Below are 17230 nucleotides of genomic sequence, written 5' to 3'. Positions count from 1 at the left end.
ATGCTCCGGGGCCGAGCGGCTCGGCGGGAGGTGGCGGTGGGTTGCCCTGGCGGCACGCGTCCCGACCCGCGGCGAGATGCCTGGCAAGTCGAGTGCGTGACGCCTATTGACACGCACTGTACTTCGTTAGTTAACTTCCTAACGAACGTCACGGTACTCGCCTGCCGTGGTCCGTCAGAGGCCCGTCCCGGGGCTTCCCTAGTGCTCAACTACCCTGCCTCCAGGCACGGTTCGCCCACCGTCGCAGCACACAGCGCATCGACGAAAGAGGTTCCGTGCAGGACACCGCACCCCTGGTGGTCGGCATCGACGTGGGCGGCACCAAGACGCAGCTCCGCGCGTTCGCGGGCGACACTCTCGTGGCCGACCACGTCCGTTCCAGCAGCGGCTGGCGGCCGCACGACCCCGTGACCGCCGCTGCCTGGCTCGCCGCACTGGCCGCAGACGCACTTCCCGCCGGCACCCGCCCGTCCGCCCTCGCCGTCGGCGGGCACGCCTGCGAGACCCCGCGCCAGTGCGCGCAGATCCGCACCGCTCTCCAACTGCACTTCGACGCGCCCGCGCTGGTCGTGGGCGACGCCGAACTGCTGGTCCCGGCAGCGGGACTGGACAAGGGTGTCGGCCTGGTCGCCGGTACCGGTTCGGTCGCGGTGGGCCGCTTCGCCGACGGCACCGCCGTCCAGGTCGGAGGCTGGGGCGCGCTGCTCGGCGACGAGGGCGGGGCCGCCGGTCTCGTCCGCGAGGCCGTGCGTGCCGTATGGGCGGCGCACGACCGCGGCGAGGAGCCCGACGCGCTGGCGCTCGGTCTGCTGGCCGGGTTCGACGTCCTTGAGGTACCCGCACTCGGCGCCGCGCTGGAGCATGTCACGGCCGCCTCCGCCGAGTGGGGCCGGCATGCCCCGGCCGTCTTCGCCGCCGCCGAGGCGGGCTCCCCGCTGGCCCACACCGTGATCGCGGAGGCGGGCCGCGCCCTGGCCGGGCTCGTCGAACGTCTCGCCGCGCGCGGGGTGGTGGTCGACGACGTCGTGGTGGCGGGCAGCACCGTTCTCGCCCAACCCCCGCTCTACGACGCCTTCGTGACGGCTCTGGCGGCCGCTGTGCCCTCGGCCCGGCCGACGCCTCTGCGCGCCCCGCCGGTCGACGGAGCCGTGGCGATGGCCCGTTCACTTGCGTGACATGTCCTGGTCGCTGAGTCTCCTCCACTCCGACATGACTCGCCCGTAGATGTTCGCTCGTACGAATTAAGAAAGCGCATTCGACACGCGCGTCGTCCGGCGCATCATGAGTCGCATCCGCACCAGCTTCCCCGGCCGCAGGGCCGCAGAACTCAAGAGAGGCCACACCCATGCCGTCTTCCGCCGGGCAGCACTCCCCCGCGCCGGTCACCGAACGAGCCATGCGACGAAGGGGATTCCTCAAGGCGTCCCTGGGCGCCTCGGCCGGCGTCCTGGCCGCGCCGACCCTCGTCAGCTGGCTGGCCGCCGCTGACGCGAAGGCCGCCACCGCGACCCTCGCGTTCGTCGACGACTACAAGACCAACGTCTCGGCGAACCGCTCGCCCGAGACCAACGCGGTCGTGCGTGCCCTGGGAGGCTTCGCCCAGGTGTGGAAGACCGGCGACGCCTGGAACACCGGCACGCCGTTGCGGCCCGACATCCTGCGCGCCAACGTGCGCTACTGCATCGACGTCACGACCCGGCGCACCCCGGCCGAGTCGAAGCTGGCGTTCCTCTACGACCGCCAGCACCAGAGCTACTCGACGATAGCCGGACTCGGCCCGCTCACCGGCCTGTACAAGGCCGGCGCCAAGGCGGTCACGTCCATCACCGGCGCGCCCGACGGCACTCCCGCCACCACCATCGACGACGCCGTGCCCGCCGACGCTCCCGCCGGCTCCGCGCTCGGCGCGGGCTCGCACGACTCGGCGCTCGGCAAGGTGGCCGAACTGGTCGACACCGTGCGCGGCAACTGGGCATCCGGCAACCCGTCCAAGTACACCTACCTGTATCCCCGTCCGTGGCGCATGAACGAGGACAGCCAGGTCGTCGACACCGGGCAGAAGGACGCGCTTGGCTACCCGGTGTACGACTCGAAGGTGGTCGTCGCGCCCCAGCTGCTGCGCCAGCGCAGCACCTCCCCGGCGGACGACGGCGGCTTCCCCAGCGGTCACACCAACGCCTTCCACCTGGCCTCGCTGGCCTACGCCTACGCCGTCCCCGAGCGGTTCCAGGAGCTGGTCACCCGGGCACTGGAGCTCAGCCACACCCGGATCCTGGCCGGCATGCACTCCCCCGTGGACGTGCTCGGCGGCCGCGTCATGGCCACCGCGCTGACCGCCGCCACCCTGGCCGACCCCGCGAACGCCGACCTCAAGGCCGCCGCCCGCGCCCAGGCACTGGCGTACTTCACCCAGCAGACCGGCACCACCGCCGACACCCTGTTCGCCTACGCCCACTCGGACGCCTCCGACCCCTACGCGGACCGCGAGGCCAACGAGCGCGCCGTCACGCCCCGGCTGACCTACGTGCTCAAGCGGGAGGGCCGCAGCAAGCCGTTCACCGTGCCGAAGGGCGCGGAGGTCCTCCTGGAGACGCGCCAGCCGTACCTCAGCGCCGAACAGCGCCGTGAGGTGCTGCGGACCACCGCGCTGCCCTCGGGGTACGTCCTCCTCGACGGCTTCGAGCAGTGGGGCCGCCTGAACCTCTTCGCGGCGGCGGACGCCTACGCCTCCTTCGACTCCGACGTCTCGGTCACACTCGACGCGAAGTCCGGCGGCTTCAACGCAGCCGACAGCTGGCGCAACGACATCGACGGCTGCGGCGGCCTGACCAAGCGGGGCAGCGGCACGCTCACCCTGACCGGCCACAACACCTACACCGGCGGGACGGTGCTCAAGGACGGTGGCCTGGTCGCCGGTTCGGCCCACGCGCTCGGGCACGGCGACGTGCGCGTGCAGGGCGGAAAGCTGACGGTGGGCCACAAGTCCCTGCAGATCCACGGCTCCTACAGCCAGGAGGCCGGCACGCTGGAGCTGACCCTGCGCTCCGGCCAGGAGCCGGTCCTGGAGGTGACGCGGCGCGCGGCGCTCGGCGCGGGCAGCGTGCTGTCGCTGCAGCTCGACGCGCACAAGCCGCCGAAGGCCGGGCACACGGTCCGGGTCCTCGGCTCCCAGGGACTGCGCGGCCGGTTCGACCGTGTCGAACTGAACTCCGACACGCTGCGGGCCGTACCCGTCTACACGGCGGAAGGTCTGTCGGTACGGCTCCTGAAGCGGTGACGCCCACGGGGCGGGAGCCGGTGCGAGAGTGGCCCTCATGAGGTGGCTCCGCATCGCTCCCGCCACCGCCCGGCCGGTGTCACCGCGGGGCGGATGATGGCGAGCGAACAGCAGACGGTCCCGGACACGGCCCCCGGGTCCGGGACACGCGACGAGGAACAGCGGCCCCGACCATCGCGACGATGGCTGGTGCCGCTCCTCGTCGTCGTGCTGCTCGCCCAGATGGCCGCCGCCATGGTGACCACCGCCGTACAGCAGACCCCGACGATCGACGAGCCCGTCTACGTGGCCACGGCCGCCGGGTACCTGCGCGGTCAGGGCATCCGCTACAACCCCGAGCACCCGCCGCTCGGCAAGCTCGTCATCGCCGCCGGGGTGGCGATCGCCGACCCGCACGTCGACACGTCGTACCGCGGTCCCCAGATCGGGCTCGGGCCGCATCTGCTCTACGAGTCGGGCAACGACCCCTGGAAGCTGATGTTCTGGGGCCGGCTGCCGGTGATCGTGCTGACGCTGCTGTTCGGGCTGGTCGTGTTCGCCTTCGCCCGGGAGCTCGCCGGAAGGGCCGCCGGCCTGGCCGCACTCGCCCTGTACGCCTTCTCCCCCGACGTCGTCGCCCACGGGTCGCTGGCCACCCTCGACGTGCCGACGGCCGGCTTCCTGCTCACCTCGGTGTGGCTGTCGTGGCGAGCCCGCCGACGGCCACGGCTGTACGTGCCGCTCGCCGGTCTGGCCCTCGGGGCGGCGCTGGCGACGAAGATGAGCGCGCTGCCGGCGGTGCCGGTACTGCTGGGGCTGGCCGCCGTCTCGGTGTGGAGCGCGTGCCGGGGCGCCGAAACCCGCCGGAGGCTGCTGCGGGCGCTCGCCGCAGCAGCCGTCGTGGCGGTGGCCGCGACCGCCGTCGTGTGGGCGTCGTACCTGGTGGTGGATCCGCGGCTGCGGTGGACGTCCCAGGATCCGGTGCCGGTCGTGCACGGGCTGCGGGGGGTCCTCGTCGACCTGCTGCCGTTCCCGCAGGCCTACGCGGACGGGATGCGCCTGCAGTTCCACTTCGAGAACTACCCGTGGGAGGGCTTCCTGTTCGGGCGGGTGTACACGGGGCACCTCTGGTACTACCTGCCGGCCGCACTGCTGGTGAAGACCCCGCTGGGCCTGCTCGCGCTGTGGGCCGTCGGTGCCGTCGTGCTGGTCGCGGTACGGCGGCTGCGGCCCGCCGCCCCGTATCTGCTCGTGCCCGCAGGCGTGTTGCTGGCCTCGGCGATGACGGGGTCACGGGACTTCGGGACCCGGTACGCGCTCTTCCTGCCCATGTTCCTGACGGTGGCGGCCGGCTGTGTCCTGACGGTGCGCCGACGCCGGGCGACGGTCGTGACCGGTGTCATGGTGCTGTTCGTCGCGGTCAGTTCACTGCTGGCCTTTCCCTACTATCTGCCGTACTCCAACGAGGCGTTCGGCGGTCCGTCCCGCACTCATCTGCGGCTGCACGACTCCAACGTCGACTGGGGCCAGGACCTCGGCCGGCTCGCCGACCGGCTGCGCGGGCGCTATCCGGACGAGCGGATCTGGCTCGTCTACAAGGGCAGCGGGGTGCCGTCCGCCTACGGCATCGAGGCATCCGATCCGCGTGAGGCACCGGTCGACGACGTGCACGGGCTGTTGGTGGTCTCGGACTCGTCGGTTGCCAAAGCGAAGGGCCGGCTGGCCGAGTTGATCGACAGCAGCCGTCCGATCGACGAGGTCGGCCACTCGATCACGATCTACCGCCGATGACCACCCCGTCGGATGCGGCGCGCGCGTGTTCAGCGGGTCGCGCGCTGGAACGCCTCGGCGCTCACGTGCGGCATCGCCCTGCTCGCCACGCGATAGCGGCCGTTGGGCACCCGGTCGGACCTGGTGAGGTGCACGGTCAGCGGGCCCGCCCACTCGTAGCCGTGCCGCTCGCCGTGCCGGACCAGGGTGTCCGTGAGTTCCTGGCCCACGTCGCTGCCCCGGCGGGCGAGTTCGTCGTAGGCGAAGTCCGCGAGCTCGACGTCGTACGCGTTCGGGACCACCACCCGGTTCTCGCTGCACACGACCACGTTGCTGTCGCACTCACGCCGCAGCGCTTCGAGGAGTTCGACGGGCTCCCGGTCGACAACGCGCGACCACAGCGCCTCCCACCCGTGCTCCATTGCCTGTTCCAGCGTGCTCAGCGCGCCCATTACCTCTCACCTGCCGATAGATCCGGTGTCGTGTACGGCGTCGTCGCCCGGCGAAGTCGTCGGGCCGCACCCGCGCCTCCTCGGACGCCCAGGGGCGGGTGCCCCTGTGGCGGCCGGGTATCCGCCCTTTCCGGCGGTCGCCGGATGCCTTCGGACAAGCGCTGGTCACCGGGGCGTGTGAGCTATGTTGACTCACCGTGGGAGACAAAGGAGGCGCCTCGGTGCCATCGCCGCAACAGGCACGCGCACAGGCATCCGCGATCACCTCGGGCAGGACCGCACCGGAAACGGAGGCCGCCCCGGCCTCCCAGCTCAGGACGCTCTTCGACAGGCCCCGGCTCTCCCCGGGGCAGCGGCGCATCGCGCAGTACCTGATCGAGCACATCACCGAAGCGGCGTTCCTCTCCATCACCGACCTCGCCGAGCGCGTCGGTGTGAGCCAGCCCTCGGTGACCCGGTTCGCCGCGGCCGTGGGCTTCAGCGGCTACCCCGCCCTGCGGGAGAAACTCCAGGCCATCGCGCTCGGCACCCTCGCCGGCGGCCCGGTGGCGGACGAGGAGTCGCGCGGCAACGAACTCCAGGCCGCGGTCGACGCGGAGATCGAGAACCTGGAGAACCTGCGCCGTGACTTCGCCGACCCCGACCAGATGATCGACCTCGGCCGCAAGCTGTCGGAGTCGACCCCGCTGACCATCCTGGGCCTGCGCATCTCCGCGTCGCTGGCCGAGTACTTCGCCTACGCGGCCCGCCGTATCCATCCCGACGTACGGCTGGTCACCCGCGGTGGCAGCGTCGCCTACGACTCCCTCCTGCAGTCCCGCGAGGCGGGCGGCACCTGGGTGCTGGCGTTCTCGATGCCGCGGCACGCCCAGGAGACCCTCACCGCCCTGCGGGTCGCCCGCAGCGCCGGCCTCAAGGTCGCCCTGGTCACGGACCTGGCGCTCGGGCACGTGGCCGACGAGGCGGACGTCCTGTTCACCACCGGCACGGGCTCCCGCCTGGTCTTCGACTCCTACGCGGCCCCCGGTGTGATCGCCGCCGCCCTGCTCCAGGCGATGACCGACGCCGATCCCGAGCGCACCCAGGCGCGGCTTGAGGAGTACGAACAGATCTCCGACCTGCACCAGTTCTTCCTCAGGGACTGACCCCCTCACCCTCGCCGTCCTGCGTGACAACGGGACCATCCACAACAAATCGAGCATGAATGTTTTCATACCGCTTGCAAAGCGGACGGCATATATAAATACTGCTCACGGATCACCCCGGGAACCCCACCGGGACCCCGTTCCGCACCCTCGTCCCCTCCCCCACATCCGCCCGAGAAAGCCGACGGACCGCCCATGCGCACGCTGCCCCATCCGCCGCGCAGGCCCCGTTCCGCCTTCCAGGGCTCCTGTACGAACATCCCGAGCCGTCGTCTCCTACCCGCGTCGGCGCCCGGGGTGTTCGGTAGGGCCTCGCCTGCACGCGAGCCCATGGCGGCCCCGGTCATCCCCTAGACCGGGGCCGCCCAAACCGTCGGACCACCCGCACGACGCCGCACACCCGGAAGCGATGACCATGCCCCTGACGACCACGCGGACCACCACCCGCCTCGGCCCGGACTGGCCGTGCCAGGTCAAGACCCCCGGCAGCTACGACTGGGAGCGCTCCGCGGCCAAGTGGCTGCGCGAACTGGTGCCCGCGCGGTACGCCGGCTACCCGGCGCTGATGCGGCACACCGTGCTCCTCGCCCGGCACGCGCAGATCCAGGTCCAGCACGAGATCAGGGTCGCCCGCACCGCGCTCCAGACCGCCCGGGCCGACCTGCCCGCACTCGGACTGCCGGAATCGGTCATCGAGCACACCATCAAGCTGTACGCGGCGGAACTCCTCCAGCTCCAGCACATCGCCCGCAGCGTCCGCGAGGTCACCCAGGCCCTCGTCGGGCACCATCACGGCCGCTGACGTCCGCGCGGGCATGATCCCCGCCGTACGTGGGACCCGCGGTGAGCATGAGCACCACCGACGTACGGCGCGGCGACCCGGTCACCACGGTTCTCACCTGGGAGGTGCGGCCCGGCCGGGAGCGCGAGTTCGAACGCTGGACGCGCGGCATCACCCGCTGCGCACGACGCTTCCCCGGCAACGAGGGGGTGTCCTGGCTGCGCCCCGAGGGCGGCCACCGCTTCCACGCGGTACTGCGCTGGTCCGACGCGCACCGGCTCACCGCCTGGCTGGAGTCCGGGGAACGGGCGGCCTGGCACGCGCGGATCGAGGACATCGCCGTGGAACTCGGCAGCGAACGCCAGTCGACCACGGGCCTTGAGACCTGGTTCAGCCTGCCCGGCACCACGGTGCGGCCCCCGGTCCGCTGGAAGATGGTGCTCACCACGTTCCTCGGCGCCTTCCCGTGCACGCTGCTGATCCAGTGGCTGGCGGCGCCCCGTACGGCCGCCTGGCCGCTGCCGCTGCGGGCCGCGGTGTTCCCGGTGGTACTGCTGCCGACGCTGACATATCTGGTGATGCCGTTGCTGAGCCGGCTGCTGCGGAGGTGGCTGTACCCACCGCCGGACCACTGAGTCACAATGGTCCGGTGGCGGTTCCGGTTCCGTGAACGGGCAGTGTCACCGGTGTGTGGGATGTGTGTTCGCAAGGGTGTGATCGACGTGCGTCCTATGTGCGATGCTCAACGCGTGACGAGCGAGCCCGCCGGCCCTTCGCCCGCCGGTACCACTCCTGACATGGCCGCGCTTGCCAAGGTCGTGGCCAGGCAACGTGCCGAAATGGACCGGCTGCGGGACCAGGCCGCCACCGAGGCGGTACTGGAGCGGGCCAAGGGTGTCCTCATGGCCCTCAGCGGCTGCACTCCGGACGCGGCGGGCGAGGACCTGCAGCAGCGCGCCAAGGCCGCCAATCGCACACTGCTCGAGGAGTGCTGGATCGTCCTCGGCTCCCTCGTGCCTGCGCTGCCCGGCACCGCTCCCGAGCCCGGCCGCGACGTCGTTCCAACCGCCGCGCCTCTGTCCGCCATTCCCGGACCTGCCGGTCCGCGGGCCGTCCCGCCGGTCACCGCCGGCCGGGACACCTCCGACATGGACGACGGCTTCGCCGTGCTCGCCCGTCTCGGCAAGTCCCTCGTGCACGTCGTCTCACCCCACGACCTGGCCGGGTGCCTCCTGGAGGAGCTCGCGGCGGACGTCGACGCCGACGCACTCCTCATCTTCCGGTCCCTGCCCACGGGCGGACTCGCGCTGATCGGTCACGCCGGCATCGACGAGACGCTGGCCACCCAGTGGGCCCAGGTCCCTCCGCTGAGCGGCATCGCCGCGCTCGAGGCCCTGCGCGCGCGCAAGCCCTACTGGCTGGAGGACTTCCCGACCGACCGCGAGAGGTTCCTGCTCATCGGCGACCCGCCCGAGCGCTGGCTGTCCCGCGCCTGGCTGCCGGTGCCGATCGGCGACAGGGCCGAAGTCTGCATCGGATTCCTGCGCAGCCGGAGCGGACCGTTCTCGCCGCGGGTCCGACAGCTCCTGCCGGCCGTCGTGCGGCTGTGCGCCGGCTGGCTGCGGTCCTTCGGCGCCCGCCCGGAACGCAGCACCGGTGCCGCGGCCTCCGCGACACAGCCTGTATTCGACTCGCTGCCCGGCTCCGCGATGCTGCTCACGCCCCTGCGCGGCCCGACCGGTGAGGTCGAGGACTACCGCATCGACGCCGCCACCAGGGAAGCGGTCGACGTCGTCGGCCGCACCGGCAGGCAACTGCTCGGCCGACGCATCCTGGAGTGCTTCCCGAGCATGGCGGACGATGCGCTGTGGCACGGCTGCCTGCGTACGCTCACCACGGGCGAACCTTTCGAGGGCGAGCCGTTCGCCCACCAGGAGGTCGTGGACGGCACCGCCGAACTGTCCACGTACACGGTGCACTCGGCCCGGCTGGACGGCGCCCTGGTCGTCAGCTGGGTCCGGCAGGACTCCTCCGACCGGCAGGAGCAGCGTCTGGCGGACGTGCAGCGGCTGGGGAACCTGGGCTGGGCGAACTGGAACCTGGTCACCGGCGAGGGCAGCTGGTCCTCCCAGGCCTTCCTGGTGATGAACCGGGACCCCGCGCTGGGGCCGGTCCGCCTCGCCGAGCTGCCGCAGCTCGCACTGCCCGAGGACGCCCCGTCCCTGGCCCGGGCCGTGCGTGAACTCGTGCAGACGGGGCGGCAGTTCGATGTCCCGTTCCGCATCAGTTCCGGAGCCGGGATCCGCCATCTGCGGATGGTCGCCGAGGTCGTGACGGACACCGAGGACAGGCCCGTCGAGGTGCACGGCTTCGTCCAGGACCTCACCGCGCAGCGCAGCGCCGAACTCGCCCTCGTCGAGAGCGAGGCGGCGATCGTGACCCAGCACGGCGTGCTGCGGGCGGAGCGCACCCTGGCAACGCGGCTCCAGCACGCGCTGCTGCCCCTGCCGACCCGCCCGGTGGACCTCGCCGGGCTGCGGGTCGAAGTGGCCTATCTGCCGGCCCAGTCGGGTATCCACGTCGGCGGCGACTGGTTCAGCGCCATCGAACTGCCCAACGGTGACGCCCTGTTCGTGGTCGGGGATGTCGCCGGACACGGCATGGACGCCGTGGCGACGATGGCCCAACTGCGCTTCACCGCCAAGGGCATGGTCATCACCGGCTCGTCCCTGACGGGGGCGCTGGCCCGGCTCAACACCCTGCTGCTGCACTCACGCGACTCGCACGGCACCGCGACCATGGTGCTGGCCCGGTACGAACCCGACGAACGCTGTCTGGTGTGGGCCCAGGCCGGTCATCCGCCACCGCTGCTGGTGCGCGGCGGACAGGTGCGCTTTCTCGACCGCCCGGTCGGCATGCTGCTGGGGGCGTGCTCCGATCCGAACTTCGAGGAGGCACGCTGCGTCCTGGAACCGGGCGATCGCGTCCTGCTCTACACGGACGGCCTGGTCGAGCGGCCCGCGGAGGGCATCGACCACGGTCTGGACCGGCTCGCCGCGGCCGTCGCGGCGCACCACACGGACGAGCCCGGCTCCCTGGCCCCGCTGCTGGCCTCGGTGCTGGACGGCGACCGGCGGGACGACGTCTGCGTCCTGGACATCCGGGTACCGGCCGGCCCGGACGGAACCGCCTGAGCCCTTCCCGTCCTTCCGGCCGGGCACTGGGAGGCGAATCCGACCAGGCCCCCCGCACGCTCGCCGTTCGCGGCCACGGTCACGACGCCGCTTTCATCGTGCTCCCTCAGCCGCCCGTACGGGACTCCAGGTCGCGCCGCGTGTCGTCCCCGTACACACCGTTCTCGTCGCCGCGGATGCCGTACCAGAGCTGGAAGCGGGCCACGGCGGCCGTCAGGGTCGCATCGTAGGTGCCGGCTGTCGATCCGTCGGGGTAGACGTCCGGGATGCGCAGCAGGCGTTCCTGGAGGTCGGTCACCTCGGGGCCGCTCGCCCCCTCCCGGAGGGTGCCGGGGCCGTCGGGGTCGGTGGCGCCGGACACGGTCGGCGACGGGGTGGGCGGCACGGAGGCGGGGGCGGTGGCGGAGGGCTGGGGAGCGGCCTCGGCGGCGCTCTCCCCGCGCCCGACCAGCAGCAGCGCACAGCCGAACCCGATCACCGCGGCAGCGGTCACGGCCGTCGCGATCGCAGTTCGGCGCAGCCCCGGCACCCGTCCGCGGGGAACGTCACGGGTGCCGGTGCGGCCGCGCTCCCTGACGGGCGGCAGTTCCTCGGTCGCGTCCTCCGCTCCCGGCTGCGGGCCGGGCAGGGCGATGGACTCGTAGCCGACGGCGCCTCGGGGCGGCAGGTCCTTGAGCAGTTCCGCGAGGGCGTCGGTGCGGCGCGGGCGCAGCACCACGATGGGTTCGATGGGCTCTCTGTCCGGCGGCACCCCTCGGTCGGACGGTGTGGGCATCCCGGTCTCCTTCCGTCCCGTGCACAGAGGTCTGCGCGCCGTTCCCCGGAGAGAGATACGGGGCCGCGGGGCCGGGAGTTCAGCGCTGTGCGGGCGTGGGGGCCGGGCCACCGGTGTTCCCGGAGGCGAGGAACCTGTGCAGCGAGGTCGTCATCGCGCTGACGAAGGCGTCCCTGCCCCGGTCGTCCAGGGCGTCCAGGGACAGGTACGGGTTCAGGTCCTCCAGTTCGACCAGCAGGAGTGCGCCGTCCGGGGCCCGGCAGGCGTCCACGCGCTGGATGCCGTGGCCAAGGGCGTTCCAGTCGATGAAGCGCCGGGCGAACTCCAGGTCGTCCGGGGTGGGTTCGTACGGCTCCAGATCCCAGCGCCGGTCGGCGTGCGGGGCGTACAGGGCGTACTGGAAGTCGTGGTCGACGAAGTAGAAGGACACCTCGTAGGCGAAGTCGACCCAGGGCTGGACGAGGACGTGCCCGTCGATGTGGTCGCGCACCTCGTGCTCGGGGACCACCCGCAGGCCTATGGAGTCGGCGCCGAGCCTGGGCTTGACGACGTACCGGTCAGCCCTGGGCAGCCGGTGCAGGTCCTCGGCGCGGTCGACGGTGGGGATGACGGGGTGGCCCATGGCCGTGAGGTCGAGCAGGTACTGCTTGCCGGCCATGTCACCCTTGCCGGAGAGCGGGTTGTACACGCGCGTGCCGACCCGGAGCGCACGCTCGCGGAACGCGTCGTACGCCTCCTGGTGCCCCAGGACGGGCCCGCTGTTGCGGACGACGACGGCGTCGAAGCCGTCCGCCAGCGCGGCGGCATCCAGGGGATGGCACAGGGCGAGGTCGAACTCCTCCCTGAGCCGCGAGGTGAGGAAGATGTCCTCGTCGCAGTACCGGCGCCCGCGGGCCGGGTAGGCCAGGTCGGTCACGTACAGGAGGGCGGGACGGCGGGGCATGCGGGGCTCCTCGGTGGGCGGAAGCCGATCGTATGCGGCCAAACCCCACCGGGCAACGCAAACAGCACTCAGTTCCCTCTCGCACTGCACCCAGTGCCATACGAGTGGTCCAGGTGCTACGTTCGCGACCATGAGCTCCACTAAGCCCCCCATGCGGGACGCGCTGGTCGCGGCCGCCTTCCAGCTGTTCCTGGAACGGGGGTACGAGCAGACCACCGTCGACGACATCGTCGCGCTCGCCGAAGTCGGACGCCGTTCGTTCTTCCGGTACTTCCCCTCCAAGGAGGACGTGGTCTTCCCCGACCACGAGCGCTGCCTGACCGACATGACGGCCTTCCTGGCCGCGAGCGACCCCGCGTGCGACCCCCTCGAACGGGTCTGCGAGGCGGTGCGGCTGGTCCTGCGGATGTACACCGAGAACCCGACCTTCTCCGTGCAGCGCTACCGCCTCACCAAGCAGGTGCCCGGCCTGCGCGCCTACGAGCTGTCCGTGGTGTGGCGCTACGAGCGGTCCTTCGCCGAGTACCTGCGCGGGCGCCTGAAGGGCCTGCACGACGGGACGCTCCGGGCCGATGTGATCGCCGCCGCCGTGGCCGCGGCGCACAACAACGCCCTGCGTTCCTGGCTGCGCTCGGACGGCCAGGGGGACGCCGAACAGGCGGTGGAGCACGCACTCGGCTATGTGCAGACGGCCTTCGGGGAGCCCGCCGCGCCGGCCGCCGTCGAACGGCCCGAGGACGTGGTGGTGATCGTCTCCCGCCGCGGTGCCCCGCTGTGGCGGGTGGTCCAGGAGATCGAGTCCACGCTCGACGACGTGTGAGTCGCGCCCCGGCCGGACTCCCGGGTGAGCCACTGCATCCGTCCAAAATGGAGGGTACCCAGTACCTTTACTCCCGGCACTGAGTGCCATACGCTGACGCCGTGCACGGTGGCACGGAGAGCCGCGCGCACGTCCGTGCCCGGTGACCCGCGCACGGGGGATTCCGGTCGAGCGCAGGGAGTTGACCAGCGTGTACCACCACTCAGCAAGCATTGCTCGTCCGGCAGTCGGCTCCGCGACGGGCGTGCTCGATCCCGTCGCCCCGGCCACGAACGCGATCCTCTTCCAGCGCTGCACCTGGTGCGCCACAGCGATGTACCACCGCCTGCTGTGTCCGGTCTGCCAGGGCGGCGATCTGCGCACGGAACGCAGCGAGGGCGTGGGCACGGTCCGCCACTCCACGGTGGTGAACCGCAACACCCCCGCCGCGCGCAACGTGTCACTGATCGAGCTGGCCGAGGGCTTCGTCGTCCGGGGGCGGGTCATGGGTCCGCCCGCGGCGATCCACAGCGGTGACCGGGTGCGGATGTCGACGGCCAAGGACCCGGTGCGTGCCGAGCCGGTCTTCCAGCTGCTCGACGAGCCCTACCGCGCCTGGAGCTGACGAACGTCAACTCCGCTGCGGGTTGCGGGACTTCACCGCTCGCCATGCCCCGGGAATCAGGTCCCGCACCCTGACCGGCTGCCCGGTCTCGAAGCACCGGTTGGCGGCGAGACCCACGCCGAGCGCCAGGGCGCCGTCCCGTCACCCGGCAGCCCGCCTTCAGGGCCGGGACGATGCAGCGGTCGTGCTCGGCGTCGACGGTGGTGACGACGACCTCGTCCACGCCCTCCTTGGCGAGCAGGTCGGCGAAGTGCTCGGGCTCCCACTGGGCGGCGGTGGGTTCGCCCACCTCGGTGAGCAGCCGGTTGTGGAAGGCCATGCGGGTGGGGCTGGGATCGCACAGGGCGACGACGCGGTGTCCGGGGCGGACGGCAAGAGCCCGGGTGAACAGCTGGACGCGGTGGCCGGTGCCGACGACGGCCGCGCGGAGGTGGGGAGTTCGGCTGATGGACAGCGCTTCCCCTGTCCGGTGACGCGCCAGTCCCCATGAACGCCCTGGCTTGATCACGCCGTTGTGGCGCAACCAAGCCCCACGCACAGACAACCCACAGACGCCCCGCTCCCGTCCTACGTGACGCGAGAGACGCCCGGGACCGACGGGACGTCTGCGCACGGGGTCTTGAGGAGAGAACCATTGATCCGTGCCCGGCGAATATGTGTGACCGCCGTGGCGGTGGTGGCGGCCCTGGCGGGCTCGCCCGGACTGGCACAGGCGCAACAGCCGGCCCACGCGGGACTGTTGAGCGCGACGGACGACAGCGGACTTCCGCCGGGGTGGCGGATCGACGGGAAGAGCGGGGCGCGTCAGCTGGTCTGGCGTGCGCCGACGGCGGTGCCCATGGGGGACGCGCGTGTCGAGTTCCGTACCGGGGACCGGCTGCTCGGGGTGCCGAAACCCGCGAAGGACGGGCGGACCTTCCGGCTCGCCCTCGACACGGCACGTCCGGCCCGGTTGGCCGACCTGCAGGTGACGGCCGCGGGACGCCGGTTGGACGCGGCCGACGACACGGCCGAGCGCGGCCCGCGCGGGGCGCATGTCCCCGCTCAAGCGCCCGCGAACAGCGTTGATCCGGGCAAGCCCGGCTCGTACCGCACGGTCACCGGGGAGTACGAACTCGCCCCGGTGCGCCTGCCCGGGTTCGCCACCCCCGTCGAGATGCGCGCCGAGGTGGTGGCGCCGAAGGGAGCGACCGGCAGCCGGCCGCTGGCGCTGTTCCTGCACGGCCGCCACTCCACCTGCTACAAGCCGGGCTCCGAGGACGACGTGACAGGCGACTGGCCCTGCGCGGACGGCTACAAGCCGATCCCGAGCTACCTGGGCTACCTGCGCGACCAGCAACTGCTGGCCTCCCAGGGCTATGTGACGGTGTCGATCTCGGCGAACGGCATCAACGCCCAGGACTGGGAGCCCGAGGACGCCGGCGCGCAGGCGCGCTCCTCGCTGGTACGGCAGCACCTCGCCCACTGGGCCGACTGGGCCGCCCACCCCTCCACCGCCCCGGCCGTCGTCCGCCAGGCACCGAAGGCGGACCTCTCCAAGGTCCTGCTCGTCGGCCACTCCCGCGGCGGTGAGGGCGTCAACCGGGCCGCCATGGACAGCCTCTACCCGCCCCCGGCCGCCGAGGACGGCTATCGCGGCCCGGTGCGCTGGAAGGTGCGCGGGACCGTGCTCATCGGACCGACGATCTTCGGCCAGAATCCGGTCGCCGACGTGCCGTCCGTGACGCTGCTGCCGGGCTGCGACGGAGACGTGTCCGACCTCCAGGGCGAGACGTTCGTCGACGGGACGCGCGGGATCAGCAGGGGCGCCGCGCTGCACAGCGCGGTCTACGTGGTCGGCGCCAACCACAACTTCTTCAACAGTGAGTGGACCCCGGGCGAGGCGAAGGCTCCGGCCGAGGACGACTTCTGGACCGACCCGGATCAGCAGCCGGACCCGGTGTGCTCGCCGGGCGCCGCGACCCGGCTGACCGCCGCCCAGCAGCACAAGGCGGGCGCCACGTACATCGCGACCGCGGCCCGGCTCTTCCTCGCCGGTGACGACCGGGCGCGTCCGCTGCTCGACGGTTCCGGCAAGCGGGCCCCGTCCGCCGACCCGGCCCGGGTGCTGACCCACGCCGTCGGCGGTCGCCGCAGCGGCGGCTTCCTGCCGGACGGCGGGGTGAAGGTGACCGGTGCCCGGCTGTGTTCCGCGATCGACCCCGACCCGGCCGTGGCCTGTCTGAACCCGGAGACCCCCGGATCGTCACCGCACTTCGCGCAATGGGAGACAGGTCAGGAGACGGGCCGCAGCGCGGTGGCCCTGAAGTGGTCCGCGCCGGGGACGGCCGCACGCGTCACCGCGGCCCGGCCGCTCTCGCTGCAAGGCGCCCAGAAGCTCGCCCTGCGGGTCTTCGTCCCGCCGAACACCACCGGCACGAAGTTCGACGTGTCCGTCACCGACTCCTCGGGGCGCCGGGCCACGCTGGGCCGGGCCGAGGTGGCGGGACTGCCGGGCTCCGCCGGCACCGCCTCCTACTGGGCGCAGGAACTGCGTGTCCCGCTGGCGCCGGCCACCCGTGCCGGGCTCGACCTCAGGCACGTCAAGTCCCTTGTGCTGACGCCCCGTTCGCAGTCGGGACAGGCCTGGCTGATGGACGCCTGGGGCTGGGCTCCCGGCACTCCCGCAGTGCAGGCGGCAGCGCTGCCGCGGGTCGACGTGGGCCGCGCGACCGTCAAGGAAGGCGACTCGGGCACCCGCACCTACCGGATCCCGGTCAAGATCTCCGGGCACGGCAGCGGCCAGGTCCGCGTGTACGTCTTCGACCCGGACAGCGGCCGGACCCGCAACAGCGTCGTGACGGTACGGCCCGGAAGCGACGCGATCGACGTACCGGTCGTCGTGAAGGGCGACACGGTCTACGGCGACGACGCGGACCACGACATCGCCGTCAAGGCAGTTCACAACGCGGTCGTCGGCAAGGTCCGGGGCGGGGTCACCGTCGAGAACGACGATCCGGAGCCGGTGGTCACCATGACGCCGGTCGCGGACCGGGTGACCGAGGGCGAGTCGCTGACCTGGCGGCTGACCCTCGACAAGGCCGCGTCCGTGGCCGTCACGCAGCCCGTCCGGGTGCTCCCGGTCACCGGGGGAACCGAACTGTCGACCAAGGACGTGGACCCGCAGTGGCTGGCGGATGCCTCCGGTGAGGCGCCCGACCCCGAGCGGCCGCTGTCCGGCGCGAACCTGTGGGTATGGCTGGAGATCCCGGCCGGCACCACCAGCGCCGACTTCGTCGTGCCGACCGTCCGCGACCAGGTGGCCGAGCCGGCCGAGTCGACGCGTCTCGCGCTGACCGACTACTACGACAACCCGCTGCCCGGCAGGCCGGTGCTGACGGGGACGGTGCTCGACCGGCCGTGAGTCCGGTGTCGTACGTCCGGCGGTAGAGGCCGTCCCGTACGACGGTTCATGATCACCCTCTTGAGCGGGGCCCGGTCCGACCGGGCC

At 72.1% G+C, this 17230-nt stretch carries 14 protein-coding genes; 11 read left to right on the top strand and 3 right to left on the bottom strand.

From position 1 onward, the window contains the following. Positions 1–275 precede the first annotated feature (275 nt). The 3 genes from ACZ48Z_RS20545 (at position 276) to ACZ48Z_RS20535 (ending at position 5047) form a co-directional block, all read left to right on the top strand. Positions 276–1175 (top strand): N-acetylglucosamine kinase, encoded by a 900-nt coding sequence (locus ACZ48Z_RS20545; RefSeq protein ID WP_468737275.1) that lies wholly within the window; start codon positions 276–278, stop codon positions 1173–1175. Positions 1176–1345: 170 nt separating this feature from the next. After that, complete coding sequence (locus ACZ48Z_RS20540) at positions 1346–3277, top strand: phosphatase PAP2 family protein (protein ID WP_468737274.1); 1932 nt, start codon at positions 1346–1348, stop codon at positions 3275–3277. A gap of 93 nt (positions 3278–3370) precedes the next feature. Further along, a complete protein-coding gene (locus ACZ48Z_RS20535) occupies positions 3371–5047 on the top strand; it encodes a phospholipid carrier-dependent glycosyltransferase (protein ID WP_468737365.1) in 1677 nt (558 codons plus the stop codon). A 29-nt stretch (positions 5048–5076) separates the two neighbouring features. Here the strand turns inward: ACZ48Z_RS20535 and ACZ48Z_RS20530 are convergent, their stop codons facing one another. After that, on the bottom strand, positions 5077–5478 hold the full coding sequence (locus tag ACZ48Z_RS20530; RefSeq protein WP_468737273.1) for a DUF3662 domain-containing protein: 402 nt from the start codon (positions 5476–5478) through the stop codon (positions 5077–5079). 221 nt (positions 5479–5699) lie between these two features. Between ACZ48Z_RS20530 and ACZ48Z_RS20525 the strand changes: the two genes are divergently transcribed. From ACZ48Z_RS20525 to ACZ48Z_RS20510, 4 genes are all read left to right on the top strand, one after another. Continuing rightward, positions 5700–6623 (top strand): MurR/RpiR family transcriptional regulator, encoded by a 924-nt coding sequence (locus tag ACZ48Z_RS20525; RefSeq protein WP_468737272.1) that lies wholly within the window; start codon positions 5700–5702, stop codon positions 6621–6623. 409 nt (positions 6624–7032) lie between these two features. Further along, on the top strand, positions 7033–7425 hold the full coding sequence (locus ACZ48Z_RS20520; RefSeq protein ID WP_468737271.1) for a hypothetical protein: 393 nt from the start codon (positions 7033–7035) through the stop codon (positions 7423–7425). A gap of 47 nt (positions 7426–7472) precedes the next feature. Further along, complete coding sequence (locus ACZ48Z_RS20515) at positions 7473–8039, top strand: antibiotic biosynthesis monooxygenase (RefSeq protein ID WP_468737270.1); 567 nt, start codon at positions 7473–7475, stop codon at positions 8037–8039. Between the two features lie 162 nt (positions 8040–8201). Continuing rightward, positions 8202–10598, top strand: a complete 2397-nt coding sequence (locus tag ACZ48Z_RS20510; protein WP_468737269.1) for a SpoIIE family protein phosphatase — start codon at positions 8202–8204, stop codon at positions 10596–10598. A 106-nt stretch (positions 10599–10704) separates the two neighbouring features. On the opposite strand, the gene ACZ48Z_RS20505 is transcribed toward ACZ48Z_RS20510, so the two are convergent. Together ACZ48Z_RS20505 and ACZ48Z_RS20500 are read right to left on the bottom strand one after the other, a co-directional pair. Continuing rightward, entirely contained in the window at positions 10705–11373 is a 669-nt protein-coding gene (locus ACZ48Z_RS20505) for a peptidoglycan-binding protein (RefSeq protein WP_468737268.1), read from the bottom strand. Between the two features lie 79 nt (positions 11374–11452). Continuing rightward, complete coding sequence (locus ACZ48Z_RS20500; protein WP_468737267.1) at positions 11453–12316, bottom strand: ATP-grasp domain-containing protein; 864 nt, start codon at positions 12314–12316, stop codon at positions 11453–11455. 130 nt (positions 12317–12446) lie between these two features. Between ACZ48Z_RS20500 and ACZ48Z_RS20495 the strand changes: the two genes are divergently transcribed. From ACZ48Z_RS20495 to ACZ48Z_RS20480, 4 genes are all read left to right on the top strand, one after another. Beyond that, complete coding sequence (locus tag ACZ48Z_RS20495) at positions 12447–13136, top strand: TetR family transcriptional regulator (RefSeq protein WP_468737266.1); 690 nt, start codon at positions 12447–12449, stop codon at positions 13134–13136. A gap of 190 nt (positions 13137–13326) precedes the next feature. Then, the gene (locus ACZ48Z_RS20490; RefSeq protein WP_468737265.1) at positions 13327–13740 is read left to right on the top strand and encodes a Zn-ribbon domain-containing OB-fold protein; all 414 of its coding nucleotides are present in this window, start codon (positions 13327–13329) and stop codon (positions 13738–13740) included. Positions 13741–13924: 184 nt separating this feature from the next. After that, on the top strand, positions 13925–14230 hold the full coding sequence (locus tag ACZ48Z_RS20485) for a hypothetical protein (RefSeq protein ID WP_468737264.1): 306 nt from the start codon (positions 13925–13927) through the stop codon (positions 14228–14230). 168 nt (positions 14231–14398) lie between these two features. Beyond that, a complete protein-coding gene (locus tag ACZ48Z_RS20480) occupies positions 14399–17143 on the top strand; it encodes a hypothetical protein (protein ID WP_468737263.1) in 2745 nt (914 codons plus the stop codon). Positions 17144–17230 lie beyond the last annotated feature (87 nt).

It is taken from the genome of Streptomyces sp. NPDC031225 (assembly GCF_055570355.1).
The sequence above is the reverse complement of the archived record's forward strand: the minus strand, read 5'-3'. Positions and strand labels throughout refer to the sequence as shown.

Coding starts and splice junctions, on each gene's coding strand:
- ACZ48Z_RS20520 (WP_468737271.1), top strand. CDS start 7,033: ATGACCATGCCCCTGACGACCACGCGGACCACCACCCGCCTCGGCCCG.
- ACZ48Z_RS20535 (WP_468737365.1), top strand. CDS start 3,371: ATGATGGCGAGCGAACAGCAGACGGTCCCGGACACGGCCCCCGGGTCC.
- ACZ48Z_RS20510 (WP_468737269.1), top strand. CDS start 8,202: ATGGCCGCGCTTGCCAAGGTCGTGGCCAGGCAACGTGCCGAAATGGAC.
- ACZ48Z_RS20500 (WP_468737267.1), bottom strand. CDS start 12,316: ATGCCCCGCCGTCCCGCCCTCCTGTACGTGACCGACCTGGCCTACCCG.
- ACZ48Z_RS20530 (WP_468737273.1), bottom strand. CDS start 5,478: ATGGGCGCGCTGAGCACGCTGGAACAGGCAATGGAGCACGGGTGGGAG.
- ACZ48Z_RS20540 (WP_468737274.1), top strand. CDS start 1,346: ATGCCGTCTTCCGCCGGGCAGCACTCCCCCGCGCCGGTCACCGAACGA.
- ACZ48Z_RS20505 (WP_468737268.1), bottom strand. CDS start 11,373: ATGCCCACACCGTCCGACCGAGGGGTGCCGCCGGACAGAGAGCCCATC.
- ACZ48Z_RS20515 (WP_468737270.1), top strand. CDS start 7,473: ATGAGCACCACCGACGTACGGCGCGGCGACCCGGTCACCACGGTTCTC.
- ACZ48Z_RS20495 (WP_468737266.1), top strand. CDS start 12,447: ATGAGCTCCACTAAGCCCCCCATGCGGGACGCGCTGGTCGCGGCCGCC.